The following is an 18,154-nucleotide window of genomic DNA, read 5'->3' on the forward strand; positions in this document are numbered from 1 at the left end:
AGGGAAAAATAACTGGTAATAAGGACAAAAATATAAACACCAAATTTTCCGAGTGGCTGATATATCATGGTCAAGGAATAGTTAAAAAAATCTTGAAGAGATGAGTCCCAGTTACTCCAAAGAGAAAAATGAGAAAGTAATATGAAAGCAATAGACAAAATGCGGGCCAGCTCAATACTTGAGTTTCGTTTCATAACCTTAATAATGCTCCTTAGTGATTAGTTTTAAGCAAAAATAAACAGACGCTAAACAGCGTCTGCTTTAGTATATCACTGAAAATCATATAATAATTATTTAAATTGCTGTGCCGTACTATCATTCTTTGTATAGGTTGGATGAATAAGCACACTCGGATCCGTAACGCTCTTTGTTATAGAATGTCCCGAAATTGTGACAAAAGCAAAAAATACCATTACAAGTACTGCAAGTACAATGACACACTTAGTTAACGAAGTCATTTTAGTTGGCAACACTTCTGAATAGAATTCTTTATGAATCCTTCGCGCAGCCTCATGTTCACCAAGACCACTCTTTTCTTGTTCTTCCTTAATCCGAGATTTTTCATACTCATCAATGTCAAAATCTAACTGAAGTTGTTTCTTATCTTTTTGGTATTTACTCCGTTCGGCAGCAGTTAGCTTTTTGAAGTCTGAAGAAAATTTACGATAAGCGCTGACAACTTCTTTGGTTTCACCAATCATCTTTAGTTCGCCAAAATGGATCCAAGCAGCTCGATCACAAAGCATTTCAACTTGTTTCAATGAATGACTGACAAAAACAATGGTTTTACCTTCTTTCTTAAACTCTTGAATTTTATTCAAACATTTTTGGTAGAAAGTATCATCGCCAACTGACAAAGCTTCATCAATAATGAGAATATCCGGGTTAATATGCACTGCGATCGCAAACCCTAAGCGAGAACGCATACCTGATGAATAATCTTTTACGGGTTGATTAATAAAATCACCAATATCCGCGAAGTCAATAATATCATCTCGAACGTTTGCAATCTCTTGAAAGGTCAAGCCTTGCATTAATCCTTTCAGTCGGATATTCTCTAATCCTGTTAAACTCCACTTCAATCCAGCACTAATGGCAACAATTGAAGTGTCACCACGAACATCCACAAACCCTGTTGTTTGTGGAATGATTCCTGAAACAATATTAGACATTGTAGACTTTCCTGAACCATTGACACCTACAACACCCAATGCCTCTCCTGGATGCACTTCAAGGCTTATTCCCTTTAAAGACCAGAAATGAGGAATTTCTTTTCTTTTTTTAAAACTAAAAAAAGTTTTTAATTTGTCATTTTTGCTTTGGTATAAGTCATATTCCTTAGTAACGTTTTCTAATTTGATTTTATAATCTTCAGACATTATAACTTTTCTCCATTCTATCTAAATCAAATCCACAAAGTTTGCGCGGAACTTATTATGCAAAAATGTACCAACTACCATTACAATAAGAACAAACATCCAAAATACAACGGTAAGGGTCAAGTTAGGCTCTTGCCAAACCCATCCCTTATTTAGCATTGATTCACGCATTCCATTAATTACGTAGTAAAAAGGATTCAACTCTAGCACTCGAATTAATAGTGTAGGAAAATTAGACGTTGTAAAGTTAAAAAGCACGCCACTCATATAGAACAACATTCGCATGATTGATTGTAACGTTATATGCCAATCACGAATTAGAACAGTAACCGTTGAATTGAAAATTCCTAGTGCATACATCAAAGCAATCATACAAATGAAATAATATATAAACTGAATCCAAGAAATAGATGGAACCATATGGTTGCAGAACATTAAGAAAAGTGCGAATACAAACATTGTCCAAAAGCTAGCAAGGTTACCACTAATTTTAATAGATGGTAAAACACTCACTGGAAATTTCATTTTTGATACCAGACCAACCTGTTGATAAACACTTTTTGATGCATCTAAGACAGTCTTACTCATATATAACCATGGTGTGATTCCAAGTACCATCCAGGGTAGGTATGGAACCCCTGGAAGTGGATCTCCTCGCTTCAACGCAACCCCAAACACTAGGTAATAAATTCCAATTTGAATTAGTGGATTTAAAAACTCCCATGCTAACCCTAAATAATGACTTTGATAAGTTGCTTTATCATCAAATTTTGCCATTCTCCGAATAATTTTATAATTGGAAAATTGTTCTGAGATTATTTGAAACATTGTATGCATTGTTCTAACCCCTTATTTTTTGTCATTTCACATTGTGATAGTATAGTCGTTTAATTGAAAAGCGTCAATTTGTGTTTCAAAACCTTTCAAACTATTTAAACTTTTCTATAAGAGAACTAGTCAGATCATGAAAATAAATGATCTGACTAGTTCCTTTTTATTGGTCTTTATTTGACGTTCTAAACACCTATTTAATATCTTGAGCGCGAATCCACATTTTATTTTCATTACTTTCAACTTCAATCCAGTTATTTCCAACTTCCCTTTTTTGAATAGGATCACGTAACTTTGCATTACGTTTTGTGGAAAAAGTATCGGTCGGTTTAAAGTTATAATTGGAAATGAATTTGGCTTGTTTCGTTTCAGGAATAGCAGACCATAGCTGTGAACCATCCTTAATAAATATATCTTGTGACTCAATTCTATTCTCTGCCACTTCATACTGTCTATCCTTTAAAACATACTCCACAAGTTTTTGAGTTGAACTACCATTTTCCCACAAACAAAATTTATCTAAAAACATCCTATAATCAGCGGTTTGAACATAGTTATCTGGTTGATCTAGCATGTCTTTTAAAATTGGAATTAATTCACTATTCGTTTTCACAATAGGACCAGGTACGGTCTTCTTGTAATCAATATAGAATCCACGAATATCTTTCGTATATTCTTCAAGGTCATACGCAAAAAATAGAATTGGTCGTTTTAGATTTGCAAAATCAAACATAACTGAAGAATAATCTGTAATCAACACATCAGAAATAAGGTATAAATCAGAAATGTCTTCATAATCACTAACATTTAAAACTCGACTCCCGAATCCCGATAAATCAAGTTTTCTAGCAATTAAATAGTGAGTCCTAATCAAAATAGTTACATTCTTAGGTAGTTCTTTTAAAAGTCTTACTAAATCCAAGTGCAATTCTGCTCGATACTCATCTGCCCGAACGTATTCATTGTCACGCCATGTTGGTGCATATAAAATAACTTTTTCATTCATGCTAATCTTAAGGCTACTCTTAATCCTACTTACTTGTTCTTTAGTATGATTAGTTAACACGTCATTTCTTGGATAACCGCTGCTAACAATTTTTTTAAATGGCTTTCGAAAAGCACGTTGCATGATATCATACGAATATTCATTCGGAGCTACTAAGTAATCCCAACGAGCTGAATCACGTATCACTTGCTTATGATAGCTTCGTTGCGTCACTCCAGGCATTGTAACTGTCTGAACATCCGTCCCAATTGTCTTCAAAGGTGTCCCATGCCAAGTCTGAATTAGCTTTACATTATGTGGCTTTACCCACCTAAATGGGCGCCGCGTATTCGTAAACCAATATTTTGCTTGAGCTTGTTTTAAAATACCTTTGTATCCAAATCGTTCCACATATGGTATCCCATGAGTCTTAAAATAATCCACATTATTCCGATTAACATTCCAGTATAGTTTGTACTCAGGATGTGATTTTTTTAGATACTCATAAATCGCTTTGGGGCTATCGGAAAATTGGGTCCCGAAAAAGCTTTCTAAAATAATAATATTCTTTTTCTTTAACATCTTACTCAAAAAATTAAGTAAATTAGATTGAAAATCATTAATCCGAAGTGTTCGCAGCACCTTGTTTATAAATAAATGATGCACAATCGAGTCTTGAGTTTCTGGCTGTAAATTTAGCATTTTTTCAGAAACTAATTGACTTGCATCTCCTTTACGACCATAAGTACAGAACTTATCATAAAACCCATTAATTTTGTCAGTATATTCATTTTCAAGTTGATGAAAGTTCTGGAGCCGTTCTATTATTTCGTCTGTCGTTTCTACTATGGGACCTGGTACGGTTTCATCATAGTTTAAATACACACCTCGATTATCACCATTTAAATACCAATTTTTATCATAAGCAAAGAAAATCATCGGGCGTTTAAGATGACCATAATCAAACATCACAGAAGAATAATCTGTGATCATGACATCACTAATTAGATATAGATCAGCAATGTCAGGGTAATCACTCACATCCCATACAAATCCTTGATGATCAACAAATGACATAGAGTGAGCAACAAAATAATGTAGTCTTACAAGAACAACATACTTATCGCTTATTTTTTCACGAAGTTTATCTAAATCTAGTTCGAAGTCAAAGCTACTATCGTTATTTCTAAACGTTGGTGCATATAAAACAACTCTTTTATCCAACGGTATATGAAGTTTTTGTTTAACCTTTTCAATATAAGCTGAATTATTATGTTGATAGAGTGCATCATTGCGTGGAAAACCACTCATTGCAATTTCATGTTTGTAATCAAAAGCCTTAGTTGCAGTTTCTGCCATGTACTTTGAAGGTACTGTTAGAATATCCCAACGGTTATTTCGAATTGCAAAATTCTTTTGGACTCGACTTGTTGCATTTTTGAAGTGGGGTTCATCAAATCCCATTGTTTTCATGAACGTGCCATGCAAAGTTTGAACTTCAATTTGTCCCGCCCGTTTAGAATATTGATTCGGTAAATTGGTATTTTCAACAAGATACTTAGCCCTTGCCAGATAGTACCAATATTTAAAGCCTAATCTTTTCACGCGGACTGCTTTACCTTCAATGGGGATTTGATTATTAGTTAAAATCCAAACAAATTTGAGCTCCGGATGATATTTCTTTAAATAATCATACATAGCTTTTGGACTACCATTAAAATAATCTCCCCAATAGCTTTCAAACATAACAATTTTTTTATTAAGCGGGAGCATTCTCATCATTGGATAGAGAACTGAATAGTTAATCCCTCGTTGAATTTTCGAACGATCGATCCAAGGTGTGATTTGTTTACTATAAAATTCTACAAACCCATCAGTTGTGTGTCTAAGATCAAAAATGAAATGTTTGCCAGTATATTTATTCAGTTCATCACTAACCGCATTCAAATCAAGAACGCGAAGTCTTTGCTGTTTTCCATCAATTTCAACTACCATGTAGACTCGGTAATTTCCAGACAAGACTTTCAACTGATTTGCATCTACTAGTGAAATTTGAATATTAAAAGTATTAGTTTGCACGTCCACTTTTCCGATAGAAAGATATCGGTTTTTCTTGTTGCTACTCAATAACTCAACGGACCCCACATTGGCCCCCTTTTTAACATTCAAAAAGCTAGGAATATCCGCCTTCATTTCGATAGCAAGATTATTTTTGACTTTAACCCAGTGTGCGCTTACTAATTCTACAAGCGGTACCTCTTGCATTAGCCAAATACCTTCGATACTTTTATAAGAAATAAAGACATCAAATTTACTACCGTGAATAATCTCTGACTTGCGAGAATAATCTATTGCATACTGTTTTGTGATATTTGTTTTAACATCAATGAGCATTAAATGCTGCATACTACCTTGATACCTGCCCAACTCATCAGCAGCTATGAAGAACTTAATTTGATGCCCAACTTGACTCACAATTTTGCCAATACTTTTCCCATCAATCTGTAACATTGGTTCTGCGATGTTATCAGACACAGAAAAGAATAGTACAATTCCATTATTTTGACCTACAATTTCTTTTAGCGCCGTTACTTCTTTTCCACGCTCATTTAACTCTGTATTAACATCTAAAATCTTCTTGACAACAAAAATTAAGTCCCAATGTAGATTATATCTTTGAACCAAATCAAGCTTTAACTTAGAATCAATGTACGAAGCCGCTTTTGTTGCTCCTTTTATGGGTTGCCCAGCGAAAGATTCATAAATTTCTCCATGGTAATTAAGGACTATTTTTGTTTTCCAAGTGCCCTTACCCAAGGTCTTCAATGCATCTTTTATAATAAAGCTCGCCTGATATTCACTATACGGTGCATTTTGGGTTTTAAGATGGATATTTCCAAGCGTCCTTATGCGATTGATTTCAATCGGCATTTCTTTATTAGTATCAATATTAACTAGACTTGCTGTTATGCATTCACCCAAATTTGAGGATGATAACCAGAATCGATGTAATTTTAATGATTCAACCGTTACACAACCCTTAATTTGAATTGTATTCTCATCAATTTGTGATACTGCTTGAATTGTATTTTTGATTTCAGAACCAGAAGCAGCCGTATGTGCATTTTTCCCAAAAAAATGATGTATAAATCGTTTAGGCAAACTGTTTTTTACATTAGTATATGAATATCTTTTTAATTCTTTAAAGTTTCCAGATAATAATGCCTTATACTGCAGTTGCATCTTAGGCCATAGTTGTTCATAAAGATTGCTATTTAATAGTCCCCAATCACGAAGAAAAAGATACGTTGCACGTTGAAAATCTAAAATAAAATTGTCATCGGCATCAGCGATATCATCCATAAAAAGAGGAATATCAATCATCAATACCTTCACATAAAAAGTATCCATAACATTCTGACTAACATGAACTTTTAAAAAGTAATCGCGAACCATGTTAAGAATCTTTAGACGATCACCAAATGGCTTCATTGCATTCTTAACTTGAGTAATAGATTTACTGTCCCCGTCACGCCAACGCCATCGATACACAACATTGGAAAGTATATCAATACTACTTTCCCGACTAGCAATGACAAATGCGCGCATAACAAACGGGATATCTTCATACAACATATTCGCCGGGAACACCATCTTGTGTGCACGAACCATTGTTAAGCTATATAATTTATTCCAACTTGTAGAGTCATAGACTAGCTCTGGATTTCTCTCAAGATCAGTCTGCAAGATTGTATCTGCAATTGCTTTTTTATGTAAGTAGGACGGCTTATCGCGAAATTTGTCAAAACGTCTAACAAATCCAGTCACTACTTGAGATCCAGTTGTAGCTACCGAATTCACAAGATCACGATAGGCATCCATAGGTACAATGTCGTCTCCATCAACAAATGCAATGTAATCACCATTTGCAATTTTCACGCCTCGATTACGGGTATCGCTCAAACCCAAGTTTTGTGGGTTATGATATGCATGAAAGTTTTCATAACGCTCATCATACTTATCCACAATTTCTTTTGTTTTATCATTATCTGTTGAGCAATCATCAATCATGATAATTTCAACGAGCTTATATGTTTGAGCTGCAAGTGAATCCAAGCATTCTTCCAAATAGTCTGCAACGTTATAACAGGCCACAACAACGCTTAGTTTAATTGACTTTGACATTTTCAACCTACCTACCTATTCTTCTTCCCATTATTACAAACATTATAATATTAACATGATGTTCAGCCGCTTACAATGTAATACACCACATAGCCATGCCATCTTAATTATTTTGATATTTTCTCTTCCATTTCGCCTTCACTCATTACTTCAACACCTAGCGTCTGTGCCTTTGACAGCTTACTTCCAGCATCAGTCCCGGCAATTAACAAATCAGTTTTTTTAGAAACCGAGCCCGTGACATCCGCACCCAAGTTTTCAAGCTTTTCTTTTAATTCGTTACGTGTGTAATTTTCAAGCTTTCCAGTCAAAACAACTGTCTTACCATTAAAGTAATTATCTACTACTTGTGTTGCAGTTGGACCGTTATAAGTCATATTGACCCCTGAAGCTGCTAATTCTTCTATAGTATTCTTTGCCGCATCACTTTGAAAAAATGTCACAATGTTAGCAGCTAAAATATCCCCAACCGCATCAATGGCCGTTAGTTCCTCTTCACTCGCTGTTGCTAAGCTATCCATTGTCCCAAAGCTCTCTGCCAGGATTCTGGCCATTTTTGTACCTACTCCTGGGATTCCAATTCCGTTTACCAAACGTTCCAAAGAATTTTGCCGACTATTATTAATCGACTCCAATAATCCGTTAATCCGTTTTTCTTTAAAATTATCTAATTGTGCTAAATCATCAGGATTCAGTGAATAAAGATCGGAAAAGCTACGTACTAATTTATGGTCGAAAAATACTTGAATCAAACGCGGACCTAATCCATTAATGTTCATTGCATTTCGCGAACCGAAATGCTCTAAACGTGCCACCATTTGAGCTGGGCAATCAGGATTAATACAGCGCAATGCCACCTCACCGTTTAAATGGACCAGATCACGCCCGCATGATGGACATTGCGTTGGAATCTGTAATGGTGCACTATTCTCGTCGCGTTTATCCAAAATTACTTCCGTAATTTCAGGAATTATGTCACCCGCCTTATGTAACTTCACGGTGTCCCCGAGGCGTACACCCTTAGCCGCAATTTGATCCACATTATTCAGCGTCGCCCGTGCCACTGTGGATCCAGCTAATTGCACCGGATCCATAATGGCAGTGGGTGTCACAACACCTGTGCGCCCAACGGTCCATTCAATTTCACGAATTACTGTCAAAGCTTCTTCAGGTGGAAACTTATAGGCAATTTCCCACCGTGGCACCTTGACTGTGTGACCCAATTGGCCTTGTAAATCTAAGTCATTCACTTTGAGGACAATCCCGTCAATGCCATACGCAAGCTGGTCACGTTGGGCTTGATAGTCATCAATGTACTCCCAAACTTCATCTAAATTATGGCAAACCCGTTGTGTGGGATTTGTATTAAAACCAAGTTCTTCAAGCGTTTCGATCGCTTCGTGTTGAGTAGTCACTTGCAGATTATCAAACGTACTGATGGTGTAAATAAATGTGTCTAGTTTACGTGCTTTGGTCACTCTGGTATCGAGTTGTCGCAAACTACCAGCCGCTGCGTTTCGAGGATTAGCAAACACCGCCTCACCGTGCTCTTCTTGCTGCTTGTTTAAATCGGCAAAGGCTTGCTTTGGCATATAACATTCACCACGAACTTCAATAGAAACCGGTTTTGTTAAAGTTTGCGGAATCGAAGTGATGGTCTGCAGATTCTTGGTAATATCTTCACCAATCGTCCCATCACCACGCGTAGATCCACGCACCAGTTTGCCATTTTCGTAAACTAGGGAAATCGCTAAGCCATCAATTTTTAATTCGACGTTATAATCGACCGGATAGCCCACATTTTTTTGAATTCGATTATCAAATTCAACTAGTTCATCTTTTGAAAAGACATCGCCCATTGATAACATTGGAATTTCGTGTCGCACCTTTGTAAAGCCACTGAGGACCGCTCCACCAACACGTTGCGTAATTGATTCTGGTGTCACAATTGAAGGAAAGGCGGCTTCTAGCTCCTGCAAATCACGATATTTTTCATCATAAACACTATCTTCGACTTCCGGGTTATCTTTTGTGTAGTAATCTTTTCCCCATTGATTCAGTGTCTTCCTTAATTGTTGGGCAGTATCACTCGCTTCTTGTTCAGAATATTTTGAAGTTGGTTTTGGTAAAGCCATTTTAATTCCTCCACACTAAAAACTATTTTAAATCGACATCCAATTCAACCGGACAGTGATCTGATCCGAAAATTTCGTTATGAATTTTAGCATCCTGTAATTTATCCTGCAAACTATTTGAAGCCACAAAATAATCAATTCGCCAACCGGCATTGTGATCACGGGCATGAAATCGATAGCTCCACCAAGAATAAATACCTTCTTTGTCCGGATAGAAATAGCGAAACGTATCGGTAAATCCGCTTGCTAACAACTCAGTGAATTTTTCCCGTTCTTCATCTGTAAAACCAGCACTATGATGATTACTCTTATCATTTTTAATATCAATCGCTTCATGGGCAACATTTAAGTCACCACAGAAAATAACTGGTTTCGTTTCAGCCAGTTGATTAACATAGTGACGAAAATCATCATCCCACGTCATTCGATAATCTAATCGTTTTAATTTAGTTTGAGAATTAGGGGTATAACTGGTTATCATGTAAAAGCCCTCATATTCTAAGGTGATTAGACGGCCTTCATGATCATGCACGTCCACTCCCATGCCATACTTCACACTAAGTGGTTTAATTTTCGTAAAAATAGCGGTGCCAGAATAACCCTTGCGATCAGCATAATTCCAGTATTGATAATAACCCGGTAGATCTAGCTCAAGTTGACCTTCCTGCATTTTAGTTTCTTGAATACAAAAAATATCGGCATTCAAAGTTTTAAAAGATGTCAAAAAGTCATGTGTCACTGCAGCTCTAATGCCGTTTACATTCCACGAAATTAACTTCATTATTTTTTTACCTCTTTAATTAAGAAATAAGTCTCTATGCTAAGAATTATACCATTTAGCATGGTTCTTCTAAAATTTATCTCTTAACATTAGAAAAATCACAACAAGTAAAAAAGTTCTGTGAAAAATTTAACCTCTCACAGAACTCACTTTTATTTGTTTTTACAAATTTTTTAAAATTTCTGACAATGCTGGTTGGTCAAACACGTTGTAAGTCTTCTTATAATTATCAATTGTGTCTTGATCAAACTGATCTGGATCCATTGGAATAAATGAAGTATCAATTGGATCCACATTCTTAACCTTTGCATCCACCACAATTGGCTTTGTGTTACCGGCTTTTTGTAATTCATCAATCTTATCAAATGCCGCGTCTAACGACTTTTGGTCAGTTACTGTGAAACCAATTGCGCCCATGTCTTCAGCAACACCTGCCCAGTTTGCACCCAGTAAATCGATTCCATATGGTGCTTGCTTTGCAGCAATTTTTTCGTGTTGAATAAACCCAAACACTTTGTTTTCAAGAATAACGTTCACAACTGGAAGTTGGTATTTAACTTCTGTCAACAAATCCTGCATAACCATTGCAAAACCGCCATCTCCAGAAATAGTCACAACTTGTCGATCAGGAAAACTTAATTTTCCAGCAATTCCAGAAGGTAACCCATAGCCCATAGTGGCGAACCAAGATGATAGGGTAAACTTCTGATTCTTATTCAATGGAATCTGACGAATGGCCCATTCTGTGTTATTACCCACGTCAGCACCAAAAATTGTATCATCTGTTGAATGTGCCTTTATGGTTTTCATGACAGCTTCTGCAGGCAATCCTTTAGAATCATCACTTGCCAAAGTGTCCAACCATTTGTCCCAATTTTGCTTGTCTAAACGAGCCGCCTTTAAGAAATTAGTTGTTTCAATTGTGACATCCCGTTTCAACAATTCCTTTAAAAAGTCTTGACCATCACCGAGAATTGCCAAATCCACATCACGTTGTTTACCAATATCAGCGGCATTGTTATTCACTTGAATCACTTTAACGCCTTCTGGCAAAAAACGAAGGAATGGATAATTCGTACCAACTGAAATAACTAAATCCGCCATTTGAGAAACTTCAAAACCAGGTTTAGTTCCCAAGCGGCCACGCGAACCCATGAAGTTTGGATGATCAGTTGGCATAACGCCCGTTGCGGGAACGGTTGATAAGACGGGTAAACTGAATTTTTCTGAAACAGCAACTAATTCTTTAGTTGCCCCTTTCAGGCCCACACCAGCCCAAACAACGGGGTGCTTTGCACTTTGAATAGCAGACACCACGTGATCAATCGTTTTTTCATCAAACTTGGTGTGCATTTGTTCCTTATAAATAGGAGCTGTTTTGAACTCAGTAAACTCAATTTCTTGTCCAGATAAATCATCAGGAATAATCACAACCGCAGGACCTTTATGCGCATATGCAGCCCGAATGGCTTGATCGACCACGTAAGGGATTTGGTGTGCACTTACCACTTGTTCATGGAACACAGCAACATCAACAAACATCGGGTCCTGATTCATTTCTTGAAAGAAGGACGTGTTCATAACTCCTGTTGCAGATTGACCAACGATTGCTAAAACGGGCGCATGATCCATTTTAGCATCATATAAACCATTGAATAAGTGAGTGGCACCAGGCCCGGCTGAACCAAAACTGACGCCGATTTTTCCAGTTAATTTGGCATCGGCAGAGGCTGCTAAGGAACCAACTTCTTCATGTCGTACTTGAATGTATTTGATTTTGTCCTTTTCTTGATATAAACCATCCACAGTATTATTAATAGAATCGGCAGTAATCCCATAAATGTGATCTACTTGCCAACTTTCTAAAACCTTTGCTAACGCTTGTCCTGCTTTCATTTTCGCCATATTTAAGTTCTCCTTTAAGTTAAATACTAGAATTACTGCGCTTACTTTTTGTAAGTAGTTGAACTCATTGTACAGACTATTCAACAAAGAAGCAAGAACTTTTTATGAACAACTGTTAAAAAAAGGCCGAATAAAAAATATTTTTTTACGGTCTCTTTATGCTTCCCGAATATTATTTTTAAAACGAGAAAAAAAGGGCAGATCCTTCCGCTCAGAATCTAGCCACTTTTCCCGCTCTAATTTTCCTACCATATTAACGAACGACCAACACGGATATTGGCGCATATTTTGCCATGTATGCTGCTTGACTACCAAAATGCTTTTCAATCCCAGATTTAGCTTGAGCGCCAATTACCAATAAATCAGGCTGCACATCCTTGATGACTTCATCAACAATCACTTTCCCTGGATTACCTTGTGCCACGACTGTTGAAACGTCTTTCACGCCAAATTGTTCTGCCACCTGCTGATATTTAGCGATATGCTGCATAAGTCGTTTATGTTTTTCATTTACATAATCTTTGCTGAGTGCTTGATACACATTCATATCATCATTTTCTGAAACAGTGACAATGACTAAACTAGCGCCATCATTTTTTGCACGATTCATCGCATATCGAAACGCTAATTGAGCATCCTGTGAATCGTCTACACCAACCAAGATCTTTTTAAACTCTTTCGGATTCATAAGATTCCTCCTCTATAGTGCCGTTAATGACTGCCAAACAATTTGTAAGTTTAAAATAGTGAGAACAATTGTGCACAGCCATGCTAAAACTGTAACCCACATTTTATTCACAAACCGATTACCCATAATTTTCTTTGACGAAGTAAACAGGGTCAATGGAATCATTGAAATTGGCAATGCAACTGACAAGAAAACTTGTGAATTGACTAAGAGACTATCCAACGCACTTTCCTTACCCCCATATGCAATGGTGCAAATCAAAACAGGAATAACCGAAATCAATCGCGTAATTAACCGACGTGCCCACAATGGCATCTTCATATGGATAAACCCTTCCATAACGATTTGACCAGTTAATGTCCCGGTAATCGTTGAGTTTTGACCAGAAGCTAACAATGCCACCGCAAACAGTATACTTAAGATTGGACTAGCAACCGCGCCTGCCAACTGATTATCTTGAAGGGCATCAAATAGTGAAGTGAAGGTTCCTAACCCTTCACCATGCCCAAAGAATAAAGCTGCCCCAAGCACTAATAACAAACAATTAATCACGAACGCACCAGTTAATTGAATATTTGAATCCCAAGTAGAAAATTTCACTGCTTCAGCCACTGCATCTTCATCATTATGATCAATCTTGCGTGTTTGCGAAATTGATGAATGTAAGTATAAATTATGAGGCATCACCGTGGCACCCACAATTCCTAGTGCCATGGTTAACTCTCCTGGATGTAAAATTTGAGGTTTTGGCACAAATCCGGCAAACATGGACACCCAGTTTGGATTAGAAACGCCAACTTCATAGGCAAATACAGCCAAAATAACAACAATAAGCGTCACAACGATCGCTTCAATTTTTCGAAAACCTAACTTTGTTAATAACAATAAGAGCAAAACATCGAATACAGTTAAAGTGACCCCTAAAACTAGTGGAATTCTAAAAAGAAGCTCCAACGCAATGGCTCCACCAATTACCTCCGCAATATCTGTCGCACAAATTGCAGCCTCTGTTGTAAGCCATAAAATAATTCCTAAAACTTTGCCCGTATGTGCTCGCGTCGCTTGTGCCAGATCCATCTGTGTCACAATTCCCAGTTTAGACGCCATATATTGTAATAACATGGCGATTAAACTCGAAAGCAAGATCACAGACATCAATAGGTAACCGAACTAGGCACCACCACCAATGGAAGTTACCCAATTACCTGGATCCATATAACCAACCGCAACTAATGCACCTGGTCCCGAGAAAGCCATCAACTTTTTGAAAAAGCCACCTTCTTTTGGTACTGGCACCGTGCTATTGATCTCTTCAAGACTTGGTCCGTTTGCGTAGTACAATAACCCATGCTTTTTTCCATTCCCCATATCTTCTAACATATCAACGATCTCCTCCTTTTTTCAACTCCATTATAGTTTAAAACCAAGTAAAGTAAACTCCATTTTTTGGTATCCCTAAAATAAAATACCCGTAATATAACAAAAAAGTGTTTGTAATCAAACTGCAAACACTTACCTAATAGGATTTTCACTAATTTATTTAATTGTTTAAAAAAGTTTTCCCACGTAATAGTGAATAAACATTGTAATGATTCCTACCACAATGTTTCGAATGACCGCTTTTTTTGGAATGCCATTGCCAAGCCGTGCGCTTAAATAGCCGGTCAAAGTCACAGCGAAAAGAACAGCAATAATCGTGGCTAATAACTGATACCCGGCTGGTGCAAAGGTCATCGCCACAAGTGGAAAAATACCACCTGATGACGCAGAAAACAATGAAGACACGGCCGCTTGCCAAGGATTCAGGTAATTATCTAAGTTCATGCCGTATTTAATATTGACAATTGTCGCAAGTGCCCGATCTTTTTGGTTCAGTAATTCATCTGCTATGGCCTGAGCCGTTTCTTGATGAACACCTTTTTCTTCGTAAAAACGCACAACTCGTTCTTTTTCATCCTCAAATTGAGTAGTTAATAATAATCTTTCTTGACCCACAACTGATTTTTCAGTATCACGCTGAGAACTAACTGAGGCGTATTCACCAGCTGACATGGAAAACGCACAGGCTAACAGATCCGACAATCCCGCAATAAAGATTGTGAAAGAGTTGGTCGTTGCGGCTGCTACACTAAACAAAACCCCCACAACGGTTAAAATACCATCGTTTGCACCTAACACACCGGCTCGCAAAGTGTTTAACCAATTATCCATATTTTTGTGATTACTTAATTTTTTTTGCATTATTTGTCTCTCCCATCATGCAAATAAACTACCAATGAGATAGGTCACTAGCATTGTAATGAGTCCCGAAATCACGTTTCGAACGACCCCTTTATACCGAATTGCTTTACCAAGCACAGCAGCCAGATATCCAGTTATGGCCAGCGCAATGGCAACTGCACAAATAGTTAATGGAATTTTATAAGTGGGCGATATAAACGTTATCGCTAAGAGAGGTAATAAAGATCCGGTTGGAAAAGAAATCATAGATGCTATCGCAGCAAAGTAAGGATTGGTGTAATCATGCACATTAATGCCATATTTTTCACGAACAACGGTAGTCAAACTTCCTTGATCCATCATTTCACTCGTGGCCTTTTGAGCGAGTTTATCAGAAATTCCAGAATTCAAAAATTTTTGTTTCACTGTTGCAAACTCTTTGTCGTAGTCGTTTTTTAAGGCCAATTTTTCTAATTGAACGGTATGCTGCTGAGCGTCTTTTTGCGTATTCACAGAAACATATTCGCCCATCGCCATCGAAACAGTTCCGGCAATCATCCCGGCAATTCCGGAAATAAAAATTGAAAAACTATTGGTCGTCGCTCCAGCCACACCAATGACGATTCCGGCAACCGACAAGATACCATCGTTGGCGCCCATCACACTAGCCCGCATGACATTAATTTTTTGAGCTAGTGATGGCGAAAACTTACGTCGTTTTTGATTTATCACCATATTAAAACTCCCTCTCGTTTAGAATGGTTCTAACAAATCGCTTTTATCATACTAGTTCTTTTTAAATTTGCAAATTGACTCGCTGGCGTTTCAATGGTATTTTCTAATCAAGATACCAATCGGAAATCGTTGTTTGGGGAGAAATTGAAAATGCCTGATCTGTTGAACTATTTAGATAACTATAATCGTCCCATCACTGCTGATTTAAATGTGGCTGATCAGATGATTCTGACCCGGTTACCATTTTTGCCACTTCAAGATATTGTGGCAGGTAATTTGGACGATGAAATTGCCTTGCCCCAAGCACTAAAGCAATTAGAAACTCAGTTGGCCAATACTTCAGAACATTTGTTGCTTCCCAATGACCGGATTCTCATTCAAAAGTTACAAACTTCTTTTCGTTATGAAAAAGTCAGCCTGTCGAATTTTAAAATCCAATCACCAGAAAACTTAGACAATCAGTGTGCTGCCATTACCGTGCGTGTGGCTCCCCATACCAAAATTATTGTTTTCCGTGGCGCCGATGGCACTACTTTAGGCTGGCAGTCAGATTTTCAAGTTCTCTACGAACCAAATGGTGAACGATGGCAAAGTTTTGCACGGAACTATTTAGAAAAAACTATGCATGCAAATTCTGATAATTTTCAAATCATTGGATACTCCAAAGGTGGTAGTATGGCTATTTACGTAGCTAGTCAAATTGATGCGAAAAATCGAATTAAACAAGTAATCAATTTTGATGGCCCAAAAGTTACTTCAACAGATGATCTTCCCGAAACTTTCAAGACCCGTTTTCAAACTTATCTGCCTCAATTACCGTTTTTCGGAATTGGATCTGCGTTTACAAACGCGCCCAAAATAGTCACAAGTATGGCAACAGGAATCTGGCAGCATGACCTTTACAGTTGGCACTTACACGATGCTGATCCAGTCATTTTGGGTCAATCACAGACAACTGATGATTTTTTAAATCACCAATTATGCCCCTGGATTCACAAGCAGACCCGCGCTAATGCCCAGCAATTTATCAACACATTTTGGGAAATTTTAGATGACACACAGGCAGTTTCAGTAAATGATCTGTTAAAGCACTGGCAACAAGTTACCAAAGCGTACCGAAAGCAAAGCAGTACTTGGGATCCAGTCGCCCAACAAATGGGTAAAAACACCTTGCAATCGGCATTTCAAATCATCGTTTCTTTTACCCCCTTTTAACAAATCGACGCAAACGTGGTAAGCTAGTACTATGAAAACTGAAAGAGAAAAAATGACCGCTGGCGAATCTTACCAGGAGTTTGATGCGGAATTGATTGCAAGACGCAAGCTAATTCGCCAACAACTTCAAGAGATTAACCAGATTACTGATAACGATAATCGTAACCAGCGTTTCCAAAGTTGGCTTGCCCAGACCGGTGACCACTTTTTTGTTGAAAGTGAGTTTAAATTCGATTATGGATTTAACATTCATATTGGCGATCACTTTTATGGGAACTACGACATCACGATGTTAGACACGTGTCCCATCACAATTGGGGAACACTGCTACTTTGGTCCTAACGTTGGTTTATACACTCCAGTTCACCCGTTAGACGCTAAAAGGCGTAATGCGGATGTTGAAATGGGCGCACCCATCACCATTGGAGACAGTGTTTGGATGGGTGGCCGCGTGACTGTCTTACCCGGTGTCACTATCGGTAATCGGGTTGTCGTTGGTGCTGGTTCAGTTGTGACCAAGTCATTTCCTGATGATGTGGTCATTGTTGGCAATCCAGCTCGCATCATTCATCATTTAGATAGTAATGGGGATGTGATTAAGAACAAAGGTGACCAAAAGGGGGCTTAGTTTCTGCCCTAATAGGTTAAAAAGAAGCCACCTTTTTTGGCACATTTAATTCAATCAATGAAAAGCGAGCGAATTCATTAATATTTGTATAAGCCCAAAACACTGTGCAAATATCCTTAATGGATAATTTGACGGTGTTTTTTTGTTTTTATTTTTGAAAACTTGCTTGTTCAGTTTCAGGAGTTTTCAGAACACCGTTTTAACCTCGTTTTTATTTTCACTTGTTTTTCAATGATTTTAGTTAATTCAATTTTTTTATTACTTTTCTTGCTGTTTTAGGACAGTTTCAAGAGGCAGTTCAAAAAATATAAACACACCTAGTGCGGGCCCTTATCCCACTGTTGGCGCGCTTATATCTCTTGAACTTAACGCCTCTTGGCACTCACTTTTTCTTAGGACAGTTTCTGGAGGCAGCCTTGAATATGTAAACACGCCTAGCGCGGGAATCCTTCCCGCTGACGGCGCGC

Annotated in this window: 11 protein-coding genes and 2 pseudogenes; 2 read left to right on the forward strand and 11 right to left on the reverse strand. The window is 37.6% G+C overall.

Going from position 1 to position 18,154, the window contains the following annotated elements; all coding sequences use genetic code 11:
• The 11 genes and pseudogenes from PPA04_RS09635 to PPA04_RS03425 all read right to left on the reverse strand — a co-directional run.
• Window positions 1-194: pseudogene (locus PPA04_RS09635) on the reverse strand (hypothetical protein); the annotation flags it as partial.
• Window positions 195-290: 96 nt separating this feature from the next.
• The gene (locus PPA04_RS03380) at window positions 291-1,379 is read right to left on the reverse strand and encodes an ABC transporter ATP-binding protein (RefSeq protein WP_057783275.1); all 1,089 of its coding nucleotides are present in this window, start codon (window positions 1,377-1,379) and stop codon (window positions 291-293) included.
• A 21-nt stretch (window positions 1,380-1,400) separates the two neighbouring features.
• Window positions 1,401-2,216 (reverse strand): ABC transporter permease, encoded by an 816-nt coding sequence (locus tag PPA04_RS03385; protein ID WP_057783277.1) that lies wholly within the window; start codon window positions 2,214-2,216, stop codon window positions 1,401-1,403.
• Window positions 2,217-2,403: 187 nt separating this feature from the next.
• Window positions 2,404-7,380, reverse strand: a complete 4,977-nt coding sequence (locus PPA04_RS03390) for a bifunctional glycosyltransferase/CDP-glycerol:glycerophosphate glycerophosphotransferase (RefSeq protein ID WP_057783280.1) — start codon at window positions 7,378-7,380, stop codon at window positions 2,404-2,406.
• A gap of 107 nt (window positions 7,381-7,487) precedes the next feature.
• Window positions 7,488-9,515 (reverse strand): NAD-dependent DNA ligase LigA, encoded by a 2,028-nt coding sequence (gene ligA, locus PPA04_RS03395; RefSeq protein WP_057783282.1) that lies wholly within the window; start codon window positions 9,513-9,515, stop codon window positions 7,488-7,490.
• Window positions 9,516-9,537: 22 nt separating this feature from the next.
• Entirely contained in the window at window positions 9,538-10,296 is a 759-nt protein-coding gene (locus PPA04_RS03400) for an exodeoxyribonuclease III (protein WP_057783284.1), read from the reverse strand.
• 162 nt (window positions 10,297-10,458) lie between these two features.
• Window positions 10,459-12,201, reverse strand: coding sequence for a thiamine pyrophosphate-dependent enzyme (locus tag PPA04_RS03405; RefSeq protein WP_057783287.1), 1,743 nt, complete (start codon window positions 12,199-12,201; stop codon window positions 10,459-10,461).
• 253 nt (window positions 12,202-12,454) lie between these two features.
• Entirely contained in the window at window positions 12,455-12,889 is a 435-nt protein-coding gene (locus tag PPA04_RS03410) for a universal stress protein (RefSeq protein WP_057783288.1), read from the reverse strand.
• 12 nt (window positions 12,890-12,901) lie between these two features.
• Window positions 12,902-14,269, reverse strand: a pseudogene (locus PPA04_RS03415) (Nramp family divalent metal transporter).
• Window positions 14,270-14,437: 168 nt separating this feature from the next.
• Window positions 14,438-15,130 carry a VIT1/CCC1 transporter family protein gene (locus tag PPA04_RS03420; RefSeq protein WP_057783291.1) on the reverse strand — a complete coding sequence of 231 codons (693 nt, stop codon included), beginning with the start codon at window positions 15,128-15,130 and terminating at the stop codon, window positions 14,438-14,440.
• A 15-nt stretch (window positions 15,131-15,145) separates the two neighbouring features.
• The gene (locus tag PPA04_RS03425; RefSeq protein ID WP_057783294.1) at window positions 15,146-15,844 is read right to left on the reverse strand and encodes a VIT1/CCC1 transporter family protein; all 699 of its coding nucleotides are present in this window, start codon (window positions 15,842-15,844) and stop codon (window positions 15,146-15,148) included.
• Between the two features lie 150 nt (window positions 15,845-15,994).
• Between PPA04_RS03425 and PPA04_RS03430 the strand changes: the two genes are divergently transcribed.
• Window positions 15,995-17,059, forward strand: coding sequence for an Mbeg1-like protein (locus PPA04_RS03430; protein ID WP_057783296.1), 1,065 nt, complete (start codon window positions 15,995-15,997; stop codon window positions 17,057-17,059).
• Between the two features lie 31 nt (window positions 17,060-17,090).
• The gene (locus tag PPA04_RS03435; RefSeq protein WP_057783299.1) at window positions 17,091-17,687 is read left to right on the forward strand and encodes a sugar O-acetyltransferase; all 597 of its coding nucleotides are present in this window, start codon (window positions 17,091-17,093) and stop codon (window positions 17,685-17,687) included.
• Window positions 17,688-18,154 lie beyond the last annotated feature (467 nt).

It is taken from the genome of Pediococcus parvulus (genome assembly GCF_007990205.1).
In the GTDB taxonomy this organism is placed as follows: Bacteria; Bacillota; Bacilli; order Lactobacillales; family Lactobacillaceae; genus Pediococcus; species Pediococcus parvulus.

Coding starts and splice junctions, on each gene's coding strand:
- PPA04_RS03380 (WP_057783275.1), bottom strand. CDS start 1,379: ATGTCTGAAGATTATAAAATCAAATTAGAAAACGTTACTAAGGAATAT.
- PPA04_RS03385 (WP_057783277.1), bottom strand. CDS start 2,216: ATGCATACAATGTTTCAAATAATCTCAGAACAATTTTCCAATTATAAA.
- PPA04_RS03390 (WP_057783280.1), bottom strand. CDS start 7,380: ATGTCAAAGTCAATTAAACTAAGCGTTGTTGTGGCCTGTTATAACGTT.
- ligA (WP_057783282.1), bottom strand. CDS start 9,515: ATGGCTTTACCAAAACCAACTTCAAAATATTCTGAACAAGAAGCGAGT.
- PPA04_RS03400 (WP_057783284.1), bottom strand. CDS start 10,296: ATGAAGTTAATTTCGTGGAATGTAAACGGCATTAGAGCTGCAGTGACA.
- PPA04_RS03405 (WP_057783287.1), bottom strand. CDS start 12,201: ATGGCGAAAATGAAAGCAGGACAAGCGTTAGCAAAGGTTTTAGAAAGT.
- PPA04_RS03410 (WP_057783288.1), bottom strand. CDS start 12,889: ATGAATCCGAAAGAGTTTAAAAAGATCTTGGTTGGTGTAGACGATTCA.
- PPA04_RS03420 (WP_057783291.1), bottom strand. CDS start 15,130: ATGCAAAAAAAATTAAGTAATCACAAAAATATGGATAATTGGTTAAAC.
- PPA04_RS03425 (WP_057783294.1), bottom strand. CDS start 15,844: ATGGTGATAAATCAAAAACGACGTAAGTTTTCGCCATCACTAGCTCAA.
- PPA04_RS03430 (WP_057783296.1), top strand. CDS start 15,995: ATGCCTGATCTGTTGAACTATTTAGATAACTATAATCGTCCCATCACT.
- PPA04_RS03435 (WP_057783299.1), top strand. CDS start 17,091: ATGAAAACTGAAAGAGAAAAAATGACCGCTGGCGAATCTTACCAGGAG.